Origin of the sequence: Streptomyces sp. NPDC092296 (assembly GCF_044755465.1) — a bacterium.
Lineage (GTDB): Bacteria > Actinomycetota > Actinomycetes > Streptomycetales > Streptomycetaceae > Peterkaempfera.
On the sequence record NZ_JBIVRB010000001.1, the window covers coordinates 795,248 to 819,334 of the forward strand.

General features: G+C 70.1%; 22 protein-coding genes and 1 pseudogene. 13 read left to right on the forward strand and 10 right to left on the reverse strand.

Translation table 11 applies throughout. The annotated features are described in order from the left end of the window. Positions 1-5: 5 nt before the first annotated feature. Positions 6-1,682 (reverse strand): Eco57I restriction-modification methylase domain-containing protein, encoded by a 1,677-nt coding sequence (locus ACIQGZ_RS03720; RefSeq protein ID WP_402599120.1) that lies wholly within the window; start codon positions 1,680-1,682, stop codon positions 6-8. A 124-nt stretch (positions 1,683-1,806) separates the two neighbouring features. After that, entirely contained in the window at positions 1,807-2,433 is a 627-nt protein-coding gene (locus tag ACIQGZ_RS03725; RefSeq protein WP_402599122.1) for a hypothetical protein, read from the reverse strand. 138 nt (positions 2,434-2,571) lie between these two features. On the opposite strand from ACIQGZ_RS03725, the gene hemL reads away from it, so the two are divergent. The 7 genes from hemL to ccsB all read left to right on the forward strand — a co-directional run bounded on the left by hemL (position 2,572) and on the right by ccsB (position 9,873). Then, complete coding sequence (gene hemL / locus ACIQGZ_RS03730; protein ID WP_402599123.1) at positions 2,572-3,903, forward strand: glutamate-1-semialdehyde 2,1-aminomutase; 1,332 nt, start codon at positions 2,572-2,574, stop codon at positions 3,901-3,903. A gap of 76 nt (positions 3,904-3,979) precedes the next feature. Further along, positions 3,980-4,660, forward strand: a complete 681-nt coding sequence (locus ACIQGZ_RS03735) for a histidine phosphatase family protein (protein WP_402599124.1) — start codon at positions 3,980-3,982, stop codon at positions 4,658-4,660. Between the two features lie 179 nt (positions 4,661-4,839). After that, positions 4,840-5,409 (forward strand): type 1 glutamine amidotransferase domain-containing protein, encoded by a 570-nt coding sequence (locus ACIQGZ_RS03740; protein WP_402599125.1) that lies wholly within the window; start codon positions 4,840-4,842, stop codon positions 5,407-5,409. Between the two features lie 81 nt (positions 5,410-5,490). After that, complete coding sequence (locus ACIQGZ_RS03745) at positions 5,491-6,096, forward strand: TlpA family protein disulfide reductase (RefSeq protein WP_402599126.1); 606 nt, start codon at positions 5,491-5,493, stop codon at positions 6,094-6,096. Continuing rightward, entirely contained in the window at positions 6,093-6,872 is a 780-nt protein-coding gene (locus ACIQGZ_RS03750; protein ID WP_402599127.1) for a cytochrome c biogenesis CcdA family protein, read from the forward strand. The genes ACIQGZ_RS03745 and ACIQGZ_RS03750 overlap by 4 nt, the downstream gene beginning before the upstream one ends. A 2-nt stretch (positions 6,873-6,874) precedes the next feature. After that, entirely contained in the window at positions 6,875-8,743 is a 1,869-nt protein-coding gene (locus ACIQGZ_RS03755; RefSeq protein ID WP_402599128.1) for a cytochrome c biogenesis protein ResB, read from the forward strand. Positions 8,744-8,745: 2 nt separating this feature from the next. Next, positions 8,746-9,873, forward strand: a complete 1,128-nt coding sequence (ccsB, locus tag ACIQGZ_RS03760; RefSeq protein ID WP_402599970.1) for a c-type cytochrome biogenesis protein CcsB — start codon at positions 8,746-8,748, stop codon at positions 9,871-9,873. A gap of 73 nt (positions 9,874-9,946) precedes the next feature. Here ccsB and ACIQGZ_RS03765 read toward each other — a convergent pair whose 3' ends face one another. From ACIQGZ_RS03765 to ACIQGZ_RS03775, 3 genes are all read right to left on the reverse strand, one after another. Continuing rightward, positions 9,947-10,138: an acyl-CoA carboxylase epsilon subunit gene (locus tag ACIQGZ_RS03765; RefSeq protein WP_402599130.1), complete on the reverse strand. Its 192-nt coding sequence runs from the start codon at positions 10,136-10,138 to the stop codon at positions 9,947-9,949. 16 nt (positions 10,139-10,154) lie between these two features. Next, positions 10,155-11,765 (reverse strand): acyl-CoA carboxylase subunit beta, encoded by a 1,611-nt coding sequence (locus ACIQGZ_RS03770; protein ID WP_402599132.1) that lies wholly within the window; start codon positions 11,763-11,765, stop codon positions 10,155-10,157. A 620-nt stretch (positions 11,766-12,385) separates the two neighbouring features. Then, on the reverse strand, positions 12,386-13,000 hold the full coding sequence (locus ACIQGZ_RS03775) for a TetR/AcrR family transcriptional regulator (RefSeq protein WP_402599133.1): 615 nt from the start codon (positions 12,998-13,000) through the stop codon (positions 12,386-12,388). 158 nt (positions 13,001-13,158) lie between these two features. On the opposite strand from ACIQGZ_RS03775, the gene ACIQGZ_RS03780 reads away from it, so the two are divergent. After that, positions 13,159-13,929, forward strand: a complete 771-nt coding sequence (locus ACIQGZ_RS03780; RefSeq protein WP_402599135.1) for an SDR family NAD(P)-dependent oxidoreductase — start codon at positions 13,159-13,161, stop codon at positions 13,927-13,929. A gap of 340 nt (positions 13,930-14,269) precedes the next feature. Here ACIQGZ_RS03780 and ACIQGZ_RS03785 read toward each other — a convergent pair. The 3 genes and pseudogenes from ACIQGZ_RS03785 to ACIQGZ_RS03795 all read right to left on the reverse strand — a co-directional run. Next, positions 14,270-14,647 (reverse strand): annotated as a pseudogene (locus ACIQGZ_RS03785) (VOC family protein); the annotation flags it as partial. A 585-nt stretch (positions 14,648-15,232) separates the two neighbouring features. After that, the gene (locus ACIQGZ_RS03790; protein WP_402599137.1) at positions 15,233-15,928 is read right to left on the reverse strand and encodes an Eco29kI family restriction endonuclease; all 696 of its coding nucleotides are present in this window, start codon (positions 15,926-15,928) and stop codon (positions 15,233-15,235) included. A gap of 96 nt (positions 15,929-16,024) precedes the next feature. Then, positions 16,025-16,864 (reverse strand): GIY-YIG nuclease family protein, encoded by an 840-nt coding sequence (locus tag ACIQGZ_RS03795; RefSeq protein WP_402599138.1) that lies wholly within the window; start codon positions 16,862-16,864, stop codon positions 16,025-16,027. Between the two features lie 117 nt (positions 16,865-16,981). On the opposite strand from ACIQGZ_RS03795, the gene ACIQGZ_RS03800 reads away from it, so the two are divergent. Together ACIQGZ_RS03800 and ACIQGZ_RS03805 are read left to right on the forward strand one after the other, a co-directional pair. Continuing rightward, the gene (locus ACIQGZ_RS03800) at positions 16,982-18,298 is read left to right on the forward strand and encodes a DNA cytosine methyltransferase (RefSeq protein ID WP_402599139.1); all 1,317 of its coding nucleotides are present in this window, start codon (positions 16,982-16,984) and stop codon (positions 18,296-18,298) included. A gap of 314 nt (positions 18,299-18,612) precedes the next feature. Then, the gene (locus tag ACIQGZ_RS03805) at positions 18,613-19,080 is read left to right on the forward strand and encodes a very short patch repair endonuclease (protein ID WP_402599140.1); all 468 of its coding nucleotides are present in this window, start codon (positions 18,613-18,615) and stop codon (positions 19,078-19,080) included. Between the two features lie 302 nt (positions 19,081-19,382). On the opposite strand, the gene ACIQGZ_RS03810 is transcribed toward ACIQGZ_RS03805, so the two are convergent. Further along, positions 19,383-20,633 carry an MFS transporter gene (locus tag ACIQGZ_RS03810; protein ID WP_402599971.1) on the reverse strand — a complete coding sequence of 417 codons (1,251 nt, stop codon included), beginning with the start codon at positions 20,631-20,633 and terminating at the stop codon, positions 19,383-19,385. A 60-nt stretch (positions 20,634-20,693) separates the two neighbouring features. Then, the gene (locus ACIQGZ_RS03815; RefSeq protein WP_402599141.1) at positions 20,694-21,098 is read right to left on the reverse strand and encodes a PLDc N-terminal domain-containing protein; all 405 of its coding nucleotides are present in this window, start codon (positions 21,096-21,098) and stop codon (positions 20,694-20,696) included. 92 nt (positions 21,099-21,190) lie between these two features. Here ACIQGZ_RS03815 and ACIQGZ_RS03820 point away from each other — a divergent pair, with 92 nt between their 5' ends. From ACIQGZ_RS03820 to ACIQGZ_RS03830, 3 genes are all read left to right on the forward strand, one after another. Then, positions 21,191-22,648, forward strand: coding sequence for a menaquinone biosynthesis decarboxylase (locus tag ACIQGZ_RS03820; RefSeq protein ID WP_402599142.1), 1,458 nt, complete (start codon positions 21,191-21,193; stop codon positions 22,646-22,648). Positions 22,649-22,721: 73 nt separating this feature from the next. After that, entirely contained in the window at positions 22,722-23,666 is a 945-nt protein-coding gene (gene mqnP / locus ACIQGZ_RS03825) for a menaquinone biosynthesis prenyltransferase MqnP (protein WP_402599143.1), read from the forward strand. Between the two features lie 140 nt (positions 23,667-23,806). Next, entirely contained in the window at positions 23,807-23,977 is a 171-nt protein-coding gene (locus tag ACIQGZ_RS03830; protein WP_402599144.1) for a hypothetical protein, read from the forward strand. Positions 23,978-24,087 lie beyond the last annotated feature (110 nt).

Here is a 24,087-nt window from a genome sequence, read left to right on the forward strand (position 1 = left end):
TCCTCCTAATCGGGTAGCTCGGTAAGCCCGTACACTCGCAGTGCGACCTCGGTGGCTGCGTTGACGTCCCGTTTGTCGAAGGCATCCGCAAGCGCGACCCGATCGCTTTCGGGGATCGCCTCGGGGGCGGGCACGCGGATCTTGCGGAGATATTGCGCCTGGAACCGCAGCGTGCCCCCACGCATCTTGACTGCGTATGCCTCTACGAACGCCTCGGCGACCTTGGACAGCAGCAGGCCACCGAGTACGCGCAGGTCCCAGGTATCCGAGACGATGTAGTACAAGTTGTGGTGAGGGTACAGCGAACCACTGTCGAGCACCGGATGGATCGTCAGCTTCATGTCGGGCAGGAGCAGCTTCGGCCTACCGGTCAGACGGGGGTCGACCTTGTCGATTGTCTTGTACCAGCGCTCCGGTTGCTTCACCGCCACATAGCGTTTGCGCAGCGTGCCAGAATTCCGGCGGAAATACGCTGAGAGCTGTGGATACCTGGCGAGGTCCACCAGTTCGCCTCGGGAATTCCACGGGTTGACCAGATGAGTTCCGCTCCATCGGAGGGTCCCGCTGGTGGTGTCCCGGACCATGGCCAGCGGGAGGAGACGGTCATGCTCCACAAGGTTCGCATCGTGGGTGATGAAGACCTTGTCGGCGCCCGTGGCGATCCCGATGCCGACTCGCGTACCGGTGGTCGTGTCCTCCAGCAGACGGAAGCGTTCGCTGAGGTCTTCGAGAACCGCAAGCCTTGCCGGGGAGGCAGCGGGCCAGGAATCCTCGCCGGGAAACCAGTGGGGAAGACGGGCTGCCTGGAATGCTTCGGTGGCAATGGGACTGCTGTCGCGGGACCGGTACCAGGACAGGAAGGATGAGGCCTGGGATCCGTCGAAGGCACGGTTCGTGTCGGCGGTGACGGCGACGTCCTGGCACCTGTTCGAGAGCAGTGTGATCGCGGGGTAGGCGGACACCTGGTCCTGGAAGGCGTCCACATCGTGCATGACCAGGGCCAGGTCCACGCTGAATCGCTGCTCGATCAGCTGACGGAGCTTGCGGCCGTACTGGTTTCGCATCCAGCGGTCGGCGCAGATGAAGCCAAGCCGCCCGCCGGGCTTCAGGCTCTTCAGCGCCGTCTCGTAGAAGCCGACGTAGATGTCGGCTCGACCACCCATCGTGGAACACACCCGGCGATATGCGTCCATCCGATCGCCGGGCACGTCCTCCAGTCTCAGATAGGGCGGATTGCCGATGACGAAGTCCGCGTCCTGATGCGAACGCTCCTGGAGCAGGTAGTCCCCGGTGCGCACCCAGCCGGACGCTGTCCGCTTGGCGTCGGTTCGCTCCCAGCCGTCCGCACAGAGCACTTCTTCGACCAGCGCTCGACTCTGGGCGACATTGTGTTCGAGAAGGTCGTATGCCTGGACTGCGCCGGCGGCATCGGTGATCGGGCGCCCATGGATCCGGCAGGAGGCGCTGACCCGGGCGGCGAGCACGGTGAGGAATGCACCGGCTCCGCACGCTGGCTCGACGACTCTCAGGCCGGCGAGATCCTTCTCGGATGTGTAGTCGAGGAGATCAAGGATGAGTTCGACCACCCAGCGCCGAGTGAAGACTTCACCGTGCTCCGCGGCCTCCCGGGGGAGGCTGCGGGGCAGCAGGTCATCGGTGCTGGAGAGAGCGAGCGTTGCCACGCCCCGACCCTACAGGCGTATGGACTACGGCCTGGCCGCGTCGGAACAGCCCCGCTCGGCAGCGTGCCTGCCTGCTCCGAGTGCTTGGGAGCGGCTGGAAATGGACAGCCGGGCGGGGCGGCGGTCAGGGCCAGACCAGGCAGAAGAGTTGGTGGCCGGCGTCGTGGAGGCGGTTGGCGAAATCCTGCCATTCGTGGAGCATCTCGTAGATCACGAAGGCGTCGCGCGGGCCGCGGCGGTCGGGGACGGTGGACCAGATGAAGGCGGCGGCGCCGAGTTCGGTCTCGTCGGCCTTGCGCAGCGGCTCGACCACGCTGGGCGGCAGCTGCCACAGCGCGTAGTCGGGGTGCAGGACCACCAGCTCCAGCGGGGGCACCTGGTGCAGTGGCACGCCCTTGATGCCGGTGAGCACCATGGCGCTCATCGTCTCCGGCTTGATCTTGGTGGACAGGTGGCGGCTGGCCGCGTCCTCGCGCTCGTAGGCCCGCTCCTCGGCCTCGATCCGCTCCTCCGCGCCGATCAGGTCGCCGAGGCGGCCCAGGGTGCCCAGCTCTCCGGCGTCGAGCCCGAGGCCGTCGTGGCCGAGTGCTATGGGTACGCGGGCGGCCGTGGCGCGGTCGGGTGCACCGAAGTATTTGTAGGTCACCCCCACCCGGCCACCACCTCCCCTTCTCCTGCCCGCTGAATCCGCGGCCCTCCGGGAGCGGCCTGCGGCCCCTTCGGAGTTGTCATGCTCGGACACTCGGACCATCCTCACCGGAATACGCCGAAACCGACAGACCCTGGTGCGGCCAGCCACCCCGCTGAGCGGTACCGGCATGGCGCTCCACGATCATCGTTCCAGATGATCGGGCAGGACATGCCGGTAGTAAGGACACGATTTGAGACCATGTCCTGTGTGAGCTACCCGTACGAGGCCCCAGTGTCCCAGAAGCTGTTCGAGCGCGCGTCGGCCGTCACCCCTGGAGGGGTCAACTCGCCGGTGCGTGCCTTCAAGGCCGTGGGCGGTACGCCCCGGTTCATGGTGTCCGGTTCCGGACCGTACCTGCAGGATGCCGACGGCCGCGAGTACGTCGACCTCGTCTGCTCGTGGGGACCGATGATTCTCGGCCATTCCCACCCCGCCGTACTGGAGGCGGTGCAGGCCGCCGTCGCGCGCGGCACCTCCTTCGGCACCCCGGGCCAGGGCGAGGTGGAGCTGGCCGAGGAGATCGTCGGCCGGGTCGCGCCGGTGGAGCAGGTGCGCCTGGTGTCGTCCGGCACCGAGGCGACCATGTCGGCGATCCGGCTGGCGCGCGGGTTCACCAACCGGGCCAAGGTCGTCAAGTTCGCCGGCTGCTACCACGGGCATGTGGACGCGCTGCTGGCCGCCGCCGGTTCCGGCGTGGCGACCTTCGGCCTGCCCGACACCCCGGGCGTCACCGGCGCCCAGGCCGGCGACACCATCGTGCTGCCGTACAACGACCTGGACGCGGTCCGCGCCGCGTTCGCCGCCAACCCCGGCGCCATCGCCTGCGTGATCACCGAGGCGTCCCCCGGCAACATGGGCGTGGTGCCGCCGCTGCCCGGCTTCAACCACGGCCTGGCCCAGCTCTGCAAGGAGAACGGCGCGCTGTTCATCTCCGACGAGGTGATGACCGGCTTCCGCGTCTCCAAGGCCGGCTGGTACGGCCTGGAGGGCGCCCGCGAGGGCTGGGCGCCGGACCTGCTCACCTTCGGCAAGGTGATGGGCGGCGGCTTCCCGGCGGCGGCCTTCGGCGGCCGGGCCGACGTGATGGCCCGCCTGGCGCCGGCCGGTCCCGTCTACCAGGCGGGCACGCTGTCCGGCAACCCGGTGGCCACCGCCGCCGGCCTGGCGCAGCTGCGCGGCTGCACCGACGAGGTGTACGCCACCGTGGACCGGGTCGCGGCCGAGGTCTCCGGGCTGGTGTCGCAGGCGCTGTCCAAGGAGGGCGTGGCGCACCGGGTGCAGAGCGCGGGCAACATGTTCTCGGTCTTCTTCACCGACCAGCCGGTGACCGACTACGACCGGGCCAAGGCGCAGGAGGCGCACCGCTTCACCGCCTTCTTCCACAGCATGCTGGCGGACGGCGTCTACCTGCCCCCGTCCGCCTTCGAGTCCTGGTTCGTCTCGGCGTCCCACGACGAGCGGGCGGTCGAGCGGATCGCCGCCGCCCTGCCCGCCGCGGCCCGCGCCGCGGCCGAGTCGCGGCCCGCGTAGTGTCGGACCGCCCTCCCGTACCCGGCCCGTCCATACCCGGCGTACATCCCTCTCCACCGTCGAAGGAGCAGCTCCGGTGAGCAGCAAAGACGTCACAGTCGTCCACCTCATGCGCCACGGCGAGGTGCACAACCCGGCGGGCGTACTGTACGGCCGGCTGCCCGACTACCACCTGTCCGCGCTCGGCAGGGAGATGGCCGAGCGGGTCGCGGAGCACCTGGCGGACCGCGACATCACCCATGTCGTCGCCTCCCCGCTGGAGCGCGCGCAGGAGACCGCCGCGCCGATCGCGGCGGCGCACGGGCTGAAGACGGAGGTGGACGAGCGGCTGATCGAGGCCGAGAACATCTTCCAGGGCAAGACCTTCGGGGTGGGCGACGGCTCGCTGCGCAACCCCTCGCACTGGAAGCACCTGACCAACCCCTTCCGCCCGTCCTGGGGCGAGCCGTACATCGAGCAGGTGGTACGGATGATGGGCGCGCTGGGCGCCGCCCGGGACGCGGCGCGCGGGCACGAGGCGGTCTGCGTCAGCCACCAGCTGCCGATCTGGGTGACCCGCTGCTTCGCGGAGCGCCGCAGGCTCTGGCACGACCCGCGCAAGCGGCAGTGCTCGCTGGCGTCGCTGACCAGCTTCACGTACGAGGGGGACAAGATCGTCTCCATCGGGTACAGCGAGCCCGCCCGCGACCTGCTGCCGGCCCACCTCACCGGCAAGGGTGGCAAGAACCAGCCGGTCGGCAAGAGCTTCGGCGCCTGACCGCCGTACGCCCAGCCGACCCTGCTCCAACCCGCACCACCCCCGCCCCAGCCCAGCACCCGCACCACCCCCGCAGCCGCGCCGGGGCCCCGAGGTTTTCCACCCGGGGCCCCGGGCAGGGGCGCGAATGAGGACAGACCGACCGCATTCGCATCCGTACGGAAGGAGGGTGGTTCCCCGTGGCCACCACCCTGCAGGGCAAGACCGTCGCGTTCCTCGCCGCTCCCGAGGGGGTCGAGGAGGTGGAGCTCACCGGCCCGTGGCAGGCGGTGAAGGAGGCCGGCGGCGCGCCCCGGCTGGTCTCCACCAAGGCCGGCCGGGTGCAGGCGTTCAACCACCTGGACAAGGCCGACTCCTTCGAGGTGGACGACGTGGCCGGTGAGGTGTCCGCCCGGCACTACGACGCGCTGGTCCTGCCCGGCGGCGTCGCCAACCCGGACTTCCTGCGCACCGACCGGGACGCGGTCGCCTTCACCAAGGCGTTCTTCGACGACGGCAAGCCGGTGGCGGTCATCTGCCACGGCCCGTGGACGCTGGTCGAGGCCGACGTGGTGCGGGGCCGCACCCTCACCTCCTGGCCCAGCCTGCAGACCGACATCGCCAACGCGGGCGGCAGCTGGGTGGACGAGGAGGTCAGGATCTGCGAGAGCGGACCCAACGTCCTGATCTCCAGCCGCCGACCGAGCGACCTCAAGGCATTCCAGGAGACCCTGGTCGCCGAATTCGGCAAGGGACCCCGCCAGAGCTGAGTTTCCGCAGGTCAGTGAGGGTGTGAGCCAGGACACCCGACCCCGGTGAGGGCCGTGTGGAAGCCATGCGAAACTTTTCACATGACTCTTGGCCGCCCTGCCTCCCGCCGTACGCGCGCGCGCCTGGCCGCCGTCGCGGGCGCCGCCGTGATCGCCCTCGCCGGTTGCACGGCGTCGAGCTCGGGACCGGCCAACGCCGGCTTCGTCAGCAACGGCAAGGCCGGCATCGACACCGCCGCCGCCGGGCACCGGGGCGCCGCCCCCGACATCACCGGCAAGACGATCGACGGCAAGCAGGTCTCGCTCTCCGACTTCAGGGGCAAGGTCGTCGTCGTCAACATCTGGGGCTCCTGGTGCCCGCCTTGCCGGGCGGAGGCCAAGGGCTTCCAGAAGGTGTGGACGGCCTACCAGGGCAAGGGCGTGCAGTTCCTGGGGATCAACACCCGGGACAACAGCGTCCAGAACGCCGCGATCTTCGAGAAGAACTTCGGCATCACCTACCCGAGCATCTACGACCCGGACGGCACCCAGGTGCTGCGCTTCCCCCGGGGCACCCTCAACCCGCAGGACATCCCCTCCACCCTGGTCATCGACCGGGAAGGCAAGATCGCCGCCCGCTCGCTGAAGGCACTGCCGCAGGAGGACCTGGAAGGCATGCTGGGGCCGGTCCTCGCGGAGCAGTCGTGACCGGCACCCTGCTGGCCGCCCTGGGCGACTCCAACGAGACCGTGCTCCAGGGCGCTCTGCTGCTCGCCGTCCCGGTCGCCCTGCTGGCCGGGCTGGTGTCGTTCTTCTCACCCTGCGTGCTGCCGCTGGTGCCCGGCTACCTCTCGTACGTCACCGGCTTCTCCGCCGCCGACCTCGCCGACGCCGGGGGGCGGCGGCGCGGCCGGATGCTGCTGGGCTCACTGCTCTTCGTCTTCGGCTTCAGCGTGGTCTTCGTCTCCGGCGGCGCGCTGTTCGGCTTCTTCGGCCAGACTCTGCTGGAGTACCGGCGCGAGATCTCGCTGGTGATGGGCCTGGTCACCATCGTGATGGGCCTGGCCTTCATGGGCCTGCTGCCCGGCTTCAGCATGCGCGAGGTGCGCTCGCACCGCCGCCCCGCCGTCGGCCTCGCGGGCGCCCCGCTGCTGGGCCTGGTCTTCGGCCTCGGCTGGACACCGTGCGTCGGCCCCACCCTCGCCTCGCTCAACACCCTGGCGCTCTACCAGGCCAGCGCCTGGCGCGCGGCCCTGCTGATGGCGGTCTACTGCGCCGGACTGGGCGTACCGTTCGTGGTGGCCGCGCTCGCCTTCCGCCGCGCGCTCGGCGCGTTCGGCTGGGTCAAGCGCCACTACCAGTGGGTGCTGCGCATCGGCGGCGGCATGCTGGTGGCCGTCGGCCTGCTGCTCGCCACCGGTGCCTGGGACTCGCTGGTCAACCAGCTCCAGACCGCCACCACGTCCTTCTCGATCGGAATCTGACCTTGAGCAAGACGGACATCGGCGCCAGGGCCCAGCAGCAGCCGCTCGACGACGAGGCGGCCGCCGAGCGCCTCTCCACCGCCCCCGTCGAGGAGACCGGCGACGGCAGCGGACCCGGGCTCGGCGCCCTCGGCTGGCTGCGCTGGACGTGGCGGCAGCTCACCTCCATGCGGGTCGCGCTGATCCTGCTCTTCCTGCTCTCGCTGGCCGCCGTACCGGGCTCGCTGATCCCGCAGAACGGCACCGACGCGATGCGGGTCGAGACGTGGAAGGCCCAGCACACCACGGTCGCCCCGATCTACGAGAAGCTCCAGCTGTTCGACGTCTACAGCTCGGCGTGGTTCTCCGCGATCTACATCCTGCTCTTCATCTCGCTGGCCGGCTGCATCATCCCGCGCAGCTGGCAGTTTGTCGGGGTGCTGCGCGGCCGGCCCCCGGCGGCCCCCAAGTACCTCGCCCGGATGCCGGTGCACGCGAGCTGGCGCACCGACGCCCGCGCCGAGGACGTCACCGCCGCCGCCGAGCGGCTGCTGCGCCGCCGCCGGTTCCGGGTGCACGCGAGCGGCGGCGCGGTCGCCTCGGAGAAGGGCTACCTCCGCGAGGTCGGCAACCTCTTCTTCCACATCTCGCTCTTCGGGCTGCTGATCGCGATGGCCTGGGGCAGCGTCGGCGGCGGCCAGGGCGGCAAGCTGGTACTGGAGGGGCAGGGCTTCTCCAACACCATGACGCAGTACGACGACTTCCGCGGCTCCGCCTTCTACGGCCCCGACGACCTGGCGCCGTTCCGCTTCGTGCTGGACGGCTTCACCGCCACGTACCAGACCACGGGCGACCAGCTCGGCACCCCGCGCGACTTCACCGCGCACATCCACTACGCGGCGGGCAGCGAGAGCACCGAGCTGCGCGCGGGCACCATCCAGGTCAACAAGCCGCTGGAGGTGGCCGGCAGCAAGGTCTACCTGGTCGGCCACGGCTACTCGCCGATCGTCACGGTGAAGAACGCCAAGGGCGAGGTGGTCTTCCACGGCCCGACGCCGTTCCTGCCGCAGGACAGCAACCTCACCTCGGTCGGCGCCATCAAGGTCGGGGACTACGGCGAGAAGGACGGCCAGAAGGTCCAGCTGGGCTTCTCCGGCATCTTCTCCCCGACGGCGCCGGTCACCGCCAGCCCCCGGACCGGCTGGAACTCGCTCTTCCCCGCCGCCACCGACCCCAAGCTGATCCTCAACGTCTGGGCGGGCGACCTGGGCATCGACGCCGGTGCCCCGCAGAACGTGTACCAGCTCAACCAGACCCACCTGACCCAGCTCAAGCAGGACGGCAAGATCGCCGCGGTGGCGCTCAAGCCCGGCGAGGGCTGGAACCTGCCGGACGGCTACGGCACGATCAGCTTCGACGGCTTCCAGCAGTGGGCCAGCTTCAGCATCTCCCACCACCCCGGCAACGGCCTGGCGCTCGGCAGCGCCGTGCTGGCCGTGCTCGGGCTGATCGGCTCGCTGCTGATCCAGCGCCGCCGGGTGTGGGTGCGGGCCACCAGCACGGCGGACGGCACGGTCCTGGTCGAGATGGCCGGGCTGGCCCGCAGCGAGTCCGCCAGGATCGCCCATGAGCTCGCGGAGCTGGCCGTGATCCTCCAGGACGACGCGCCGGCGCTGCCGGACGAGAACGGGCCGGACGAGAACGGGCCGGACGATGACGGGCCGGACGATGACGGGCCCGACGATGACGGGCCCGACGATGACGGGCCTGCCGAGGACGACCGGCAGCCGGGCGGTGACCGGCCGCAGGACGCGGACCGGCCCGACGCTGCCCCCAGTGACCAGCCCGAGGGTGAGAAGCCCGAGATGACCGAGACCGAGAAGAGGGGTTGACGGTGGTCCTTGCCACGGCGGTCAACGAGAACCTGTCCCACATCTCCAACTACCTGATCTACTCGGCCATGGCCGTGTACCTGCTGGCGATGCTGGCCCACTGCTTCGAGTGGACCTTCGGCAGCCGGGGCGCGGTCGCCCGCCGCTCCGTCGAGCAGACCTCGCTCGCCGAGACGGTCGCCGCCACCGGCCCCGCCACCAAGAAGGTCACCGTCACCGTGGCCGCCGGCGGCGGCACCACCACCCTCACCCGGACCGCCGTGGCCGGCGCCGGCGACGTGGTGGTCACCAGCGGTCGCGGCGACGACGAGCAGGCCGACGGCCCGGGTGCGGCCGGCAGCGACGAGCAGGCCGACACGCTCGGCCGGATGGCGATCTCGCTCACCGTGCTCGGCGCGGCGCTGCACGCGGGCGGGGTGCTCAGCCGCGGCCTGTCGGTGATGCGCTGGCCGTGGGGGAACATGTACGAGTTCTCCTGCGCCTTCGCGCTGGCGGCCGTGCTCACCTACCTCGGGCTGCTGGCCGGCGGCAAGAAGGTCCGCTGGCTGGGCCTGCCGGTGGTGCTGGCCGTCCTGCTGACCCTGGGCCTGGCGGTCACCCAGCTCTACACCGACTCCGAGCAGTTGGTCCCGGCGCTGCACTCCTACTGGCTGGGCATCCACGTCACCGGTGCGATCATCTGTAGCGGCGCCCTGTACGCGGCCTTCGTGGCCACCGCGCTCTACCTGCTCAAGGACTCCTACGACAAGCGGATCGCAGGCGGCCTGGAGACCGGCCCGCTGCGCACCCCCGCCTCCATCTGGCTGCGGCTGCCCTCGGCGGCCAACCTGGACAAGCTGGCGTACCGCATCAACGCGGTGGTCTTCCCGCTCTGGACGTTCACCATCATCGCGGGCGCCATCTGGGCCGACAAGGCGTGGGGCAAGTACTGGGAGTGGGACCCCAAGGAGACCTGGTCGTTCATCACCTGGGTCGCCTACGCCTGCTATCTGCACGCCCGCGCCACCGCCGGCTGGAAGGGCCGCAAGGCCGCCTATCTGGCGCTGCTGGCCTTCGCCTGCTTCCTCTTCAACTACTACGGCGTCAACATCTTCGTCACCGGCAAGCACTCGTACGCGGGCGTCGGCTGACCGGCCCCCTGCCCCGCGTACGGTGAACGGCCCGGCCCCCTCGCGGAGAGGGGGCCGGGCCGTTTCCCAGCGGCTATGCGGCGGTCTGCCAGCTGAGCGGCGAGTAGTACGACGGGCGGCGCTCGACGTGCTGCCAGTGCGACACCGTCTCGGTGCGGACCGAGGCGGACCGCTGCCCGGCGGTGGCGGCGGCGCGGGCGAGCAGCACGGCGGTGAGCGCGGCGAGTTCCTCGTCGGTGAGGCTGCCCTTGACGACCTGGATCATCGGTGGACTCCTTGAGTCACATGGGCGGGTTGCCGTGCTTGCGCGACGGCAGATCCGCGTGCTTGGTACGGAGCATGGCGAGGGAGCTGATCAGGACGGCCCGGGTCTCGGCGGGGTCGATGACGTCGTCCACCAGGCCGCGTTCGGCGGCGTAGTAGGGGTGCATCAACTCGTCCTTGTACTCCTGGACCATGCGCTTGCGCATGGCTTCGGGGTCGTCGGCGTCGGCGATCTGCCGGCGGAAGATGACATTGGCGGCGCCCTCGGCGCCCATCACGGCGATCTCGTTGGTCGGCCAGGCGTAGGACAGGTCCGCGCCGACGCTGCGGGAGTCCATCACGATGTACGCGCCGCCGTACGCCTTGCGCAGGATCAGCTGGATGCGCGGCACGGTGGCGTTGCAGTACGCGTACAGCAGCTTGGCGCCGTGCCGGATGATGCCGCCGTGCTCCTGGTCGACGCCGGGCAGGAAACCGGGGACGTCCAGCAGGGTGACCAGCGGGATGTTGAAGGCGTCGCACATCTGCACGAAGCGCGCCGACTTCTCGCTGGCCTCGATGTCCAGCACCCCGGCCAGCGACTGCGGCTGGTTGGCGATCAGACCGACCACCTGGCCGTCGAGCCGGGCCAGCGCGCAGATGACGTTGGTGGCCCAGCGCTCGTGGACCTCCATGAACTGCGCGTCGTCGACGATCTCCTCGATCACCTTGCGCATGTCGTACGGGCGGTTGCCGTCGGCCGGCACCAGGTCCAGCAGCGCCTCGCAGCGGCGGTCCACCGGGTCGTCGGTGGGCACGGCGGGCGGCGTCTCGCGGTTGTTCTGCGGCAGCAGCGACAGCAGGAAGCGCACCTCCTCCAGGCAGCCCTGCTCGTCGTCGTACGCGAAGTGCGCCACACCGGAGATCTCGGCGTGCACATCGGCGCCGCCCAGGCCGTTCTGCGAGATCTGCTCACCGGTGACGGCCTTGACCACGTCCGGGCCGGTGATGAACATCTGCGAGGTCTCGCGGACCATGAACACGAAGTCGGTCAGCGCGGGCGAGTACGCCGCGCCACCGGCGCACGGGCCGAGCATCACGCTGATCTGCGGGATCACCCCGGAGGCCCGGGTGTTGCGCTGGAAGATGCCGCCGTAGCCGGCCAGCGCGGTGACACCCTCCTGGATGCGGGCACCCGCACCGTCGTTCAGCGACACCAGCGGCGCACCGGCCGCGAGGGCCATGTCCATGATCTTGTGGATCTTCTGGGCGTGGGCCTCGCCCAGCGCACCGCCGAAGATCCGGAAGTCATGCGCGTACACGAAGACCGTCCGGCCGTGCACGGTGCCCCAACCGGTCACCACGCCATCGGTGTACGGCTTCTTCGCCTCCAGGCCGAAACCCGTCGCCCGGTGCCGCCGCAGCGGCTCCACCTCGTTGAACGACCCCTCGTCCAGCAGCAGCCCGATCCGCTCCCGGGCGGTCAGCTTGCCCTTGGCATGCTGCGCCTCGGTGGCACGCGCGCTGGGACCGTCGCCGGCCTGCTCCTTGATGTCGCGCAGCTCGGCGACCCGCCCCCGGGTGTCGACCGGGGCGGCGGGGGCCAGTTCGGCCTCCTCGGTGGTCGTCGCCTCTTGCAGAACCGTCATCTCCAACAACTCCAAGTCTGTCCGGAATCGCTCGGCGGCCTGATCGGCGCACCCCCGCAACACATGGGGCCGCGCAGAACGGCAGGGTTGACTGCGGTGGCTGCGAACACTTTCCCCTACGACCTTACGAGCGGTGCCCGTCCCGCACGGCCGTCGGTTCCGTACAAGGTCCGACCGGATTCCATGTCCGAGCCGAACAGCACGGCGCACCGCCTCCACGGTCCAGTCCCGCCCCCGGCGACCCGCCCGCCATCGGCGGGCACGCCGAAACCACAGGTCAGCGAAGTCGGCCGCCGCTCCAGGACCCGCCCACGCCCGCCCGGACACCCCTGACCCACATCCCCCGGGGGCACCTCACCGGCCCGCCCGACCGTGGACAGTACACAATTCGAACGTGTACCCCCGAACGGGTGGCGCGCCCCCGCCGAGCGCCGCCGAGCGCCCCGGCCCGCCGGTCACTCGCCGATGTCCTCGGCCCGGCGGCCGGGGTGGGCCGATGACGAGGATTCCGCTGCCGGGTGACGATCACGGGCCGCTCGCTGCGCCGCCAGGGCGGGGCTGAGTGGGCCCGGGGTGTGCGGACGGGCGGCTGTGGGCGGGGCGGTTGTGGGCGGGGCCGGTCAGCTCGGGCGCTGCCCGGCCCCCGAGGCGCGGAGGTGTGCGATGCCCGTGTCGAGGGCGGCCTTGAGGTGGGTCGAGTCGCCCGTGGACATGATGATCGACACTCCGCCCTGGACCCCGGCCAGCAGCGCGGCGGACGCCTGCCCGACGTCGACGGCCGAGGACACCAGGCCGCGCGCCTGGAGGGCGCGGATGCCGTCGGCCAGGTGCTGCTGCCACTGCTGCATCAGCTCGGCCACGATCGCTCGGGCGCCGGGCTGGGAGCGTCCGACCTGGAGGAAGAGCGAGCCCATCGGGCACTGGTCGCCCTGGCGTTCGTAGCGTTCCACCACCGCGTCGCGCCAGCGGCCCCAGGACTCCCAGGAGTCCAGGCACCCCAGGTGCGGCTGCTGGTCCTCCAGGACCCGGTTCGCCTCGAACCGGGCGACGGCCAGCAGGAGTTCGTCCTTGCCGTCGGGGAAGTAGTGGAACAGCTGGCTCTTGCTCGTGTGGGTGCGGCTGCGGATGTCGTCCAGGGTGGTGAAGGCGACACCCCGCTCCCGGAGTACCTCGGCGGCACCCTCGACGATGCGGGCCCGGGTGGCCTGCCCTTTCGCCGTCAGTGTCTGCGTCATCTCGCACCCTCCTCTGCTGGACTCACGGGTCCATTCTGTGCGCCAAGGACTGGACTTGCCAGTCCATTTTCTGCGACGCACAGTGGTTGCGGCGGCTGGACCGCCGAGCAGAGCCGACCGGCCATCCGATCACACAGCGTGAGACGAGGAATCGCACCATGGGTGAGCGACTTCAGGGCAAGACCGCACTGGTCACGGGATCGACCAGCAACATCGGGCAGGCCATCGCGGAGGCGTTCGCCGCCGAGGGAGCCCATGTCGTCGTGTCGGGACGCAGCCAGGAACGCGGCCTGCGGGTCGTCCAGGGCATCCGCGCGGCCGGCGGGCGCGCCGACTTCGTACCGGCCGACCTCGACGGCAGCGCCCAGGCGTCCCGGGAACTGGCCGAGCGGGCCCGCACGACCCTGGGCGCGCCGATCGACATCCTGGTCAACAACGCCGGGATCTACCCGGGCGCCACCACCGCCGCCACGGACGAGAAGACCTTCGACCAGGTCTACGCGGTGAACGTGAAGGCGCCGTTCTTCCTGACCGCCGCCGTCGCCCCGGCGATGGTGGAGAACGGCGGCGGAAGCATCATCAACCTCGGGTCGTGGATCGCGCGGATGGGCGTCCCGGTCGGCGCGCTCTACAGCTCCACCAAGGGCGCCGTGGAGACCCTCACCCGGGCCTGGGCGGCCGAGTTCGGCCCGGCGGGCGTACGGGTCAACGCCGTCTCGCCGGGCGTGATCCTTCCGCCCGCCCCGGACGGGAGCGACCCCCACCCCGGCGAGATCATGATGAAGGGCACCCCGGCCGGCACCGTCGGCACCCCGGACGCCATCGCGCACGCCGCCGTCTGGCTGGCCAGCGACGAGTCAGCCTTCGTCCACGGCACGGTGGTGGACGTCGACGGCGGCCGCCTGGGCGTGGCGGTCATTGCCGCCTGACGGCCTCCTCAAGGACGGTCAGGTCCGCCGGAAGCATGGGCTGCGCATGGCCGGGCCGGGGGATCAACGGTTCTCTGACCAAGGTGACCGGGACCGATTCCAGGCCGAGTCGAAGGGCCACCGCGATCCGGTGGTTTCCGTCGAGCGTCCCGAACTCCTCGTTGAACCCCAGACGGAGCGGTGTCAGGACCCCGTGCCTTCCGATGTCGACCGTCAACGCATCCAGATGGCGTGGTGTGTCGACGAGCGCGGAGCCGACGATCTCCCGATCGACCGCCCGGTAACGCGCGACGAGAGCGGTCGGTAGCCGGACATCGGTCGCGACACCGGGGCGGTGCAGCTGGATCAGGTCCCAACGGTTGCCGTACAGGTCCCGGAAGACCGCGACCGTGCCATAGGGCTCCTGCCGGGGTGCCTCTTCGAAAACGACCCCGGCCGCCCGCATCCGCGCGTAGTCTCGGTCGAACGCCTCGGTGTGCAAGAACCAGCCCACCCGCCCCCCGGTCTGGTCCCCGATCCGCGCCTGCTGCTCCTCGCCGACGCCCCGGGCCAGGAGCACCGCACTCTCCCGCGCTCCCGGCGGGGCAACGACCACCCAGCGCTTCCCCGCACCGAGCCGTGTGTCCTCCAGGAGCTCGAAACCCAGGCGGTCCACATAGAACGCAACGGCTTCGTCGTAGTCACGCACGACAACGGTCACCAGGCCGAGATGGGTCACCCGCCAATCGTCCCACCGACAGCACCCCCCGAACCCCGTGAGCCGCCCGGCTCACAGCACTGGCCACCCGCCCCCGCCCCCGCCTCCGGCGGAGGCACACCGTGTGCCCCTGTCCCGGTAGCGGTGTCCGCTGCTCCCGACCCGATGGGGGCGAGCGCAAGGAGGGCAAGTCCCCGGAACAGGAGATCCTGGAGCAGCACCGAGCAGCCGTCCTGAAGTCGGCGGTACCGGTCCGGCTGAACGTGGCCAAGCACGGCACCGTGAGCGGTCCGCCGCCGGGTGGCCGTGTCTCGTTCATGCTCGCCCGGCTGCACCTGCCCTCGGCGCCGGGCCTGCCACCCGTTCTGGTTGCCGGGTGATCGAGCCCATGGCCGTCGGCGCTGACGTGCTGAGCGACTGGACGGCCCGGCTTGTCACGCCCAGGGCACAGCGGATCACCCTGTCGCGCTACGACCGGGGGAAGCACGTCGTGATCGACGCGCACGGGGGCGCCTGCGGCCGTGTTCCGGGAAGGCGGCCGGTGGCTCACGGGGCCGGGTCGGTCCGACGGCGCGGAAGTTGTCCTGCGTAGCCCCGAGCGGGGAGTCAGATGACCCCCGGCGGTCGGCCCGCCGCGCCCGGGAGGGGTTTGGCATGGAGCCGCAGGTGTGCGCGCACCTGTAGCCGCAGCGGTTCCGGGCCACCGGGCTGGGGTGTCATACCGTCCGCCCACTGCACACCTGTGTGTACCTCGTGCCATTTGGGGCGCAGCTGTTTTCCTTCGCGTCCGCTTCCCTGCTGGTTCACGCCGAAGCCTTCCAGGACGACGTTCCACACTGGCCGGAGGTCACTGATCATCAGGCGTTCCGCCATCGGGGTGAACAGGTCATCGGCGGGAAGGTACCGAGCGTAGAAGTGCTCGATGTCGAGATCAACGGCTCTTTCGATCTTGCGCTTGTGCATTCTGAGCCTCGCCCACAGTGGAGTTCCCTCCCAGGCTTTGCCGACGTTCACTCCCTTGCGGCCACCTGCGGGATCTGCTTTGCCGACGTAGATCGGCACTTCGAAGGAATCGGACGAGATCGGCGCGTAGAGCTCATGATCACCCGTGTAGTAAATGGCATAGATCCCGCAGCCGCCAAAGCTGGAAACTCGGTCCAGCCGTACGGCCTCACTGGAGGTCAGCGCCCACAACACGCTACGGCCGAGGTTCTCCCGGCGCAGCGGGTCGTAGATGGATTCGGGCCCGGAACCGGGCTCTGAGCGGGTGCTATCGCCAAGCGGGGGCTGCTGCGCGGGCACTGGGGGCTTCTCCACTGTGGTCGAGAAAGTACGGGTCGTCGTTGGAGCGGGTGCCTGGTGGCGGCGTGGCACGTAAGAGGTGTCGATGCCGGTCGGTCAGCCGTCCGTCCCCGGCTGGTCGTCCGCCACATCGCCCGCCGGCTCGGCCTCGGGCATGGCGTCGATCGACTGGCCGGCTCTGTAGTACCGCCACGCGCTCTTGTAGGCGTCGGGGCTGTCGTCGTACATGATCACGTAGCCCATGAGGGCGGTGATCTGCCACTTTTCGGGTATCTCGGCGGAGATCAGCCGGAAGACCTCGTCGGCCGTCACCGGTGCTTCGGGCACTTGGACGAGCCACTTCTTGAAATCGGCCGATCTTCCGTACCTGAAGTTGTAGGGAAGGCCGGTCTTGGTCTTCTCCAGGAGGTCGGGAAGCGCGATCTCGCCCGGCTCCAGCCCCTCGATCGGCCGGTCCAGGTCGATGGGGAACTGCACATCGAAGTGGCTCTGCTTGAGGATCGTGCTGTCTCGCTGGCGGCCGGGGTCCTTGTTGCCGAAACCGTTGTTGTTCCAAGGGATGTTGCCCATCTCCTTGTGGTGGCTGATCAGCAGTTGCTCGGGGGCGAGAGCCGAGAAGTCCTCCGCCACGTACAGGCAGGAGAACGTCATCTCCTCCAAGGCGATCCTGCGGCGGCCCGAGATCTTGCGAAGATGGTTCCGAAGCCGGGAGGGCAGCGACTTGTCGGCCTTGCCGACATAGACGAACTCGCCGTTCAGATAGAGCTGGTAGACACCGGCCCGCTCCTTGAGCTCCTTGATGCTGTCCTCGTTGAGCGGGGCCCGGTCCAGCCCGTCGAGCGCGGCCGCGAGCTGATCGCCGAGAGCCTTGGTGATGCTCAGGGTGAAGTCCTTGTGGTACGCCGCTCCGTCATCGAACCCCACCGCCGGCGTCATTCGTTCCACTCCCTCGGTCGACGTGATTGCGGGAAACCCTATCCACGACGTGTGCGACCGGACGAGCCTGGCTGCCGAAGGCCTTGAAGATCGACAACTCCGCGGTATGCTTTCACCATGGCTGAGCTGCGAGAAGGATCGAAGAAAGATCGCACCGGCGTGGAGCTGTTCGCCGGCGCCGGCGGCCTGGCCATGGCCGTGCACCGAGCCGGGTTCCGGCCTCTGCTGTTCAACGAGTTCGCCAAGCGGGCCTGCGAGACGTTGGTGGCCAATGGCGCGGAGCGTCTTCCCGACGACGAGAAGCCGACCCGCCTCCCCGGGCCCGGGGAGAAGGTGCCGCTGGCGGCCAGGGATGTCCAGGACCTGGACATGAAGTACCTGGAGGGCAAGGTGGACGTCCTTGCCGGAGGGCCGCCCTGCCAGCCGTTCAGCCTCGGCGGTGTCGCCAAGGGTGACGAGGACAAGCGGAACATGTTCCCGCAGATGTTCAAGGCGGTTCGCCAGATCCAGCCGAGGGCGGTGATCTGCGAGAACGTCCGCGGCCTGCTCAGGCCGTCCTTCAGGCCCTACTTCGATTACATCCTGCGTGAGTTGGAGCTGCCCTTCGAGGAACGGATCGCCGGCACCGACTGGAAGCAGCATGACGAGTACCTGCTGAAGCGGCTGGAGCAGGAGCCCGAGGACGCGGAGAAGCGCTACCAGGTCGTGATGGTGCCGGTGAACGCCGCTGACTACGGTGTGCCCCAGATGCGCAACCGCGTGATCATCGTGGCCTTCCGGCGCGACTTGGACGTCGACCTGAAACTGTTCAGGGAACTCGTGAGGCCGACGCATTCCGAGACGGCGCTCATCCGATCCATGGTCGACGGGAGCTACTGGGCACGGCACTCGGGCGTCCCGGGCCATGTCCGCGAGTGGGTCATGGCCCGCCTGCCCAGGGCCGTGCCGATGGACGACGGCCTCCAGCCCTGGCACACCCTGCGGGACGCGATCACGGGCATCGGTGACAACAAGCCGCTGCCGGATGTGCCGGATGAGTGGCTGGATCGCACCGAGCATTTCCTCGGAGGGTTCACGGACCATATCGGCTGGCCCGGAGCGCGTATCTACGACGGCCACACCCCGAACGAACTCGACCGTCCCGCGAAGACCGTCAAGGCTGGTGTGCACGGGGTGCCCGGTGGAGAGTCGGTGATGCTGCTCGACGAACTGGTGGCCGACAAGGCCGCACAGGGCGGCGTCAGATACAAGTATCGGTACATGACGGTCCGTGAGACGGCTCGGGTCATGACCTTCCCGGACACCTGGGATCTCAGGGGTCCGCGTGGCGAGCAGATGCGCCAGCTGGGGAACGCTGTGCCCGTCGTCCTCGGCGAGGTCTTCGCCAAGGCCGTCGCCGCGGTCCTGGACGAGGCTGAGGAACGGCGGAAGTGACCAGTCCCGCCGGAGTGGCACAGAGCCGTTGGAAGCGTGATTCTCCGCCGGACCGAGCGTGGCGGGGCCGACGGGGCAGAAGCCGGGACGCCCTCGCGGCTGAGCAGGACCGGGCCGCCGGTGGTCGCCACCGGCGCTCCGTCGATCTCGGTGACGGTCGGTTCGGCCGGGCGTCGGTGGAGCTGAAGGTCCTGCCCGACACCCGTCGCATCCGGGCGTACCTTCGTTGGTCCGACGGGGGCAAATCCCCTGCTCGCTACCTTGGCCAGGTCGAGCACGACAGCCGGTCCGCGAATCTCGCCGAGGGATGGAGGATGGCTTGGGAGAGGGGCCTGCTGACCGAGGAGCCTCCGGCCGAGGGCTCGTGGGCCGCTTCGCCCGCCGTACGCGCCTCCATGCGGGGCAACCGGAACAAGGACACCAAGCCGGAGCTCCGGCTTCGCTCGCTGCTGCACAAGCAGGGCCTCCGGTACCGCGTGGCGTCACGCCCCCTGCCCGGTTTGCGACGCACCGCTGATGTGCTCTTCCCGAAGCTGAAGGTCGCCATCTTCGTCGATGGCTGCTACTGGCACGGCTGCCCCGAGCACCTTCGTGCGTCCAGCAGGAACGCCGAGTTCTGGCACACCAAGATCGAGGGCAACCGGTCCCGAGACGCGGAGACCGACCGCCTGCTGCGTGAGGCCGGGTGGACTGTCGTCCGCGTCTGGGAGCACGAGGACCCGGTCGAAGCGAGCACAAGGATCTCGGAGATCGTGCGCGAGCTGCGGCAGGGGAGCGCCTGATGACCCGGACCGGGCGCCGGGTGGGGTCTGGGGCTGTTGAGCTCGCCGGTGGTGGGGGCGGTGCCGGGGAGGTCCGGGGCGACTTCGAAAGCGCTGGCCTTCGTTGCCGCTGCTGTAGCTGGATTTGGTCCAGATGGCGGTGGAGAGGTTGGGCATATGGTCATCGGCGTACTCCCCCGGGACAGGAGCAGTGAGGCCCTGGCTGTTGCCGGCGGGGCGGCTGCACCTTCATCGGCCTGCCGGACTGATCGGCGGCCCGGCCCCGGGGATTTCACCGCGGCCGACGGGGGGCGGCATGGTCGTCAGACTGAGGACGTACGGGCCGGTTCCGGCTCGGGCTGGGGCGCGTGGTCGTGCCGGGGGAGCAGGAGCGGGGTCGCCAGGATGAGGAGACCGGCGATCGTGATCGCGGTACGGGGGCTGGTGGCTCCGGCCAGCAGGCCCCACAGCGCGGTCAGTGCGGCGATGGTGGCCTTGCTGGTGACCGACCACGCGGACAGGGTGCGGGCGACGCGGTCTGCCGGGGTCCGGTCGAGCCGGTAGGCGGCGAACACCGGGCTGAACACGCCCATGCAGGTGATCAGTCCGAACTCGACGACCATGACGAGTACCAGCCCGGCGGTGCCGGGGCCGACGAAGGCCAGCCCGAGCGACCAGACCGCCCGCAGCACCCCGGTGGTGAGCAGCACCCGGTGCCGCCCGAACCGGGTGACGAGCCGGGAGGACAGCCGGGAGCCGAGCAGGCCGCCGACGCAGGGCACGGCGAAGGCGAGGCCGTACTGCCAGGGTGCGAAGCCGAGCCGACCGAGCATCAGGACGGCGAGCAGCGGTGAAGTCGCCATGATCAGGCCGCTGACCAGGACCGTGTTGAGGAACAGCGGGCGCAGCGCGGAGTCGGTCAGGATGTACCGCCACCCTTCGAGCAGGCCGCCGACCCGCAGCCGTGGCGGTGCCCCGGTGGGCGCGGGGTCCGGCTCCCGCCCGCCGATCGCGCGAATCCCCAGCGCCGACAGCAGGTAGCTCACCGCGTCGGCCGTCACGGTCAGCACCGGGCCGAACACGCCGATCGCGGCCCCGCCGAGCGGGGGCCCGAGCATGGCGGCGGTCCAGGTCGTGGACTCGAACCGTCCGCCGGCGACGACCAGGTCCTCCCGCCGTACCAGTGCCTTGAGGCATGCGCCGCTCGCCGCCGTGAAGGCGATGTCGGCTGCGCCGACGACGACCGACACGACCAGGAGTTGGGTGAAGCTGAGCCGGCCGAACACGAACGCGGCGGGGATGGTCAGCAGCGCCGCGAACCGGAGCAGGTCCATCGCGACCATCACCGGCCGCTTGCGGCGGAACTCCATCCACGGGCCGAGCGGCACCGCCACCACCGCGCCGACCGCCAGCCCCGCAGCCGCCAGTGCCGACACCGCGGTCGTCCCGGCGTGCAGCACCAGGATCGCGATCAAGGGGAAGGCGTCGAACGCGAGCCAGGTGCCGAGCGTGCTGACCGTGTACGCCGCCCAGAGCCACCCGAACTGCCGTCCCAGCGACCGCCGCCCAGCCACCATGATCAGTCCACCCCGCCCTGTCGCCGGAACACCCTCATGCCGTGGCCGGGGGCGGGGTCACTCGGGGTCGTCGGACTTGCGGCGCAGCTCTTCCTCGCGGCGGCGCAGGTCGGATTCCCACTGCTTGAGCATGTCCTCGTGCTGCTCGTTGTGCTTCTTGAGCGAGGCCAGGAACTCCGGGTCGTCGTCCGGTGCGAGCACCCGGCCGCGCGGGCGCTCGTGCTCGGGGAACCCGGCGGCGGCCGAGGGCCAGAGCACCTCGCGGGGGGCCGCCGTCCTGCGGGAGCGGCCGGCGACCAGCCAGGCGATCGAGCCGACCAGGAACTCACCGAAGAGCAGGATGATGATGATCCACGCCACCTTGGGGAGGTGTCTGACCTCCTCCTCCGGCGTGAGCAGGCAGTCGATGAAGGCCCAGATCCACAGCGCGAATGGGATCAGGTAGACCAGAGACCGCAGCACGGTGACGCAACTCCCCCGGGAACGGGTGGGCTCCTCCGACCGGAGGGACCTCATGACGGGACAAGGTTAGTGCGTGGCGGATACTGGCTCGCATGGCATACGACGATCTCCGGTCCTTCCTGCGGGCGCTCGAACGCGACGGCGACCTGAAGCGCGTCAAGGTCCAGGTCGACCCGTATCTGGAGGTCGGCGAGATCGTCGACCGGGTGCAGAAGGCCAAGGGCCCGGCGCTGCTCTTCGAGGACGTCAAGGGCTCATCGATGCCGCTGGCGATGAACGTCTTCGGTACCGAGCAGCGGCTCGCCAAGGCGCTGGGGCTGAAGTCGCCCGATGACATCTCCGAGAAGATCGCCGGGCTGCTGAAGCCGGAGCTGCCGCAGGGGTTCACCGGCTTCCGGGACGCCTTCGGCAAGCTGGCGTCGATGGCCCACGTACCGCCGAAGAAGGTGAAGCCGGGCGACGCCCCCGTACAGGAGACCGTCCTGACCGGCGACGACGTCGACCTGGAGCAGCTGCCCGCGCTGTTCACCTGGCCGCTGGACGGCGGCTCCTTCTTCAACCTGGGGCTGACCCACACCAAGGACCCGGACAGCGGGGTGCGCAACCTTGGCCTCTACCGGTTGCAGCGGCACGACCGGCGCACCATCGGCATGCACTGGCAGATCCACAAGGACAGCCGCAACCACTACCAGGTGGCGGCCCGGCGCGGTGAGCGGCTGCCGGTCGCCATCGCGTTCGGCTGCCCGCCCGCCGTGACGTACGCGGCCACCGCGCCGCTGCCCGGTGACATCGACGAGTACCTGTTCGCCGGGTTCGTGCAGGGCGAGCGGGTGCGGATGGTGGACTGCAAGACGGTGCCGCTCCAGGTGCCGGCCGACGCCGAAGTGGTGCTGGAGGGCTGGCTGGAGCCGGGGATGATGCTGCCGGAGGGCCCGTTCGGGGACCACACCGGCTTCTACACCCCGCAGGAGCCGTTCCCGGCGCTCACCATCGACTGCGTCACTATGCGGCGGCGGCCGATCCTCCAGTCCATCGTGGTCGGCCGGCCGCCGACCGAGGACGGGCCGCTGGGGAAGTTCACCGAGCGGTTCTTCCTGCCGCTGCTGAGGATCATCATCCCGGACATCGTGGACTACGACCTGCCCGAAGCGGGCGGCTTCCACAACTGCGTGATCGTCTCCATCGACAAGAAGTACCCCAAGCACGCACAGAAGGTCATGCATGCGATCTGGGGCGCTCACATGATGTCGCTGACCAAGCTGATCATCGTGGTGGACGCCGACTGCGATGTGCACGACTACCACGAGGTGGCCTGGCGGGCGCTCGGCAACACCGACTACAGCCGCGACCTCTCCGTGGTGGAAGGGCCGGTCGACCATCTGGACCACGCCTCCTACCAGCAGTTCTGGGGCGGCAAGGCCGGGATCGACGCCACCCGCAAGCTGCCGGAGGAGGGCTACACCCGCGACGGCGGCTGGCCCGAGATGGTCACCTCCGACCCGGAAACATCCGAACGAGTGACCCGACGCTGGAAGGAGTACGGGCTGTGACTCTCGGCCCCGCCACCGAGCAGACGAGGGCGGGCCGGTCCGGCCGCCGCGCGAGCGTACGGGGGTACCGCCGGTGACCGCCGCGGACGCCCTCGGCCGTCAGACTCCGCCGCCCGCCGCGCCGCCCGCCGCGCCGGTGCCCACGCCGGGGCGCACCAAGGCGTTCCTGCGGCTGGTCATGATCGAGCACTCGGTCTTCGCGCTGCCGTTCGCGTACATCGCCGCGCTGACCGCGATGTATCTGAACGGCGGTACCGTCCACTGGCTGGACCTGCTGCTGGTCACCGTCGCCATGGTCGGCCTGCGGACCTTCGCCATGGCGGCCAACCGGATCATCGACCGCGAGATCGACGCCCGCAACCCGCGCACCGCCGGGCGGGAACTGGTCACCGGCGCGGTCTCGGTCCGCTCCGCCTGGACCGGCGCGCTGATCGCGCTGGCCTTCTTCCTCGGCGCGGCGGCGCTGCTCAACCCGCTCTGCCTGGCGCTGGCGCCGGTCGCCGTCGTACCGATGGTGGTCTACCCGTACGGCAAGCGGTTCACCGACTTCCCGCACGCCATCCTGGGGCTGGCCCAGGCGATGGGGCCGGTCGGCGCGTGGATCGCCGTCACCGGCCGCTGGTCGTGGGACGCGGTCGTCCTCGGCCTGGCCGTCGGCGTCTGGATCGGCGGCTTCGACCTGATCTTCGGCTGCCAGGACGTCGCGGCCGACCGGGCGCACGGCGTCAAGTCCGTACCGGCCCGCTTCGGCATCGCCGCCGCGCTGCACGGCGCCCGCGCGGCGCACGTCGTCACCACCGGGCTGCTGGTCTGGTACGCGCTGCTCACCCATGCGGGGGCGGCGTTCTGGGTCGGCCTCGTGGTGGTGGTCTGCGCGTTCCTCTACGAGCACGCGATCGTCCGGCCCGGCGACCTGTCCCGGCTCAACCGGGCCTTCTTCACCGTGAACGGGTTCGTGGGCATCGCGCTCTTCTGCTTCGCGCTGCTGGATCTGGTGCTGCGCGGCTTGGGGGTGTGAGGGGGCCACTGCCGTGGTCTGACGGGGGTGGGGCGCTCGGGCGGGCGCTGCGGGGCGGCGGGGCGGCGGGTGGTCGCTCGCGCAGTTCCTCGCGCCCCTTGGGTGAGCCTTGCCCGGTTGTTTGCCCCGGATGCGCCGTGATGGGGCACTCTGGTCCGGGACGCAGCCGCAGGTCTCCAAGCTGGAGATGGGCGACCGTCCCCACCCTGCCGCTGCTCGCCAGGATCGCCGACGCCTTGGACGTGGATCTGGCCATCCGGATGGCACCCGGCGCCGAGATGGCGGTCTCCCGCACCCCGCACGCGGCCTGAGGGCGGCGCCGGTCAGGGCGATTCCCGCAGCGCCCGGGAGGCCCCGGACGCGGTCGGGTAGGCGGCGGGGGAAGGGCCCCGGCGCTGCCGGTGATCTGGGTGTCGCCCCG

Bases quoted from the DNA above. Each gene is read 5' to 3' on its own strand.
- ACIQGZ_RS03725 (WP_402599122.1), bottom strand. From the start codon at position 2,433: ATGGTCCGAGTGTCCGAGCATGACAACTCCGAAGGGGCCGCAGGCCGC.
- hemL (WP_402599123.1), top strand. From the start codon at position 2,572: ATGTCCTGTGTGAGCTACCCGTACGAGGCCCCAGTGTCCCAGAAGCTG.
- ACIQGZ_RS03745 (WP_402599126.1), top strand. From the start codon at position 5,491: ATGACTCTTGGCCGCCCTGCCTCCCGCCGTACGCGCGCGCGCCTGGCC.
- ACIQGZ_RS03765 (WP_402599130.1), bottom strand. From the start codon at position 10,138: ATGATCCAGGTCGTCAAGGGCAGCCTCACCGACGAGGAACTCGCCGCG.
- ACIQGZ_RS03770 (WP_402599132.1), bottom strand. From the start codon at position 11,765: ATGACGGTTCTGCAAGAGGCGACGACCACCGAGGAGGCCGAACTGGCC.
- ACIQGZ_RS03775 (WP_402599133.1), bottom strand. From the start codon at position 13,000: ATGACGCAGACACTGACGGCGAAAGGGCAGGCCACCCGGGCCCGCATC.
- ACIQGZ_RS03780 (WP_402599135.1), top strand. From the start codon at position 13,159: ATGGGTGAGCGACTTCAGGGCAAGACCGCACTGGTCACGGGATCGACC.
- ACIQGZ_RS03795 (WP_402599138.1), bottom strand. From the start codon at position 16,864: ATGACGCCGGCGGTGGGGTTCGATGACGGAGCGGCGTACCACAAGGAC.
- ACIQGZ_RS03800 (WP_402599139.1), top strand. From the start codon at position 16,982: ATGGCTGAGCTGCGAGAAGGATCGAAGAAAGATCGCACCGGCGTGGAG.
- ACIQGZ_RS03805 (WP_402599140.1), top strand. From the start codon at position 18,613: ATGGCTTGGGAGAGGGGCCTGCTGACCGAGGAGCCTCCGGCCGAGGGC.
- ACIQGZ_RS03820 (WP_402599142.1), top strand. From the start codon at position 21,191: ATGGCATACGACGATCTCCGGTCCTTCCTGCGGGCGCTCGAACGCGAC.
- ACIQGZ_RS03830 (WP_402599144.1), top strand. From the start codon at position 23,807: ATGGGGCACTCTGGTCCGGGACGCAGCCGCAGGTCTCCAAGCTGGAGA.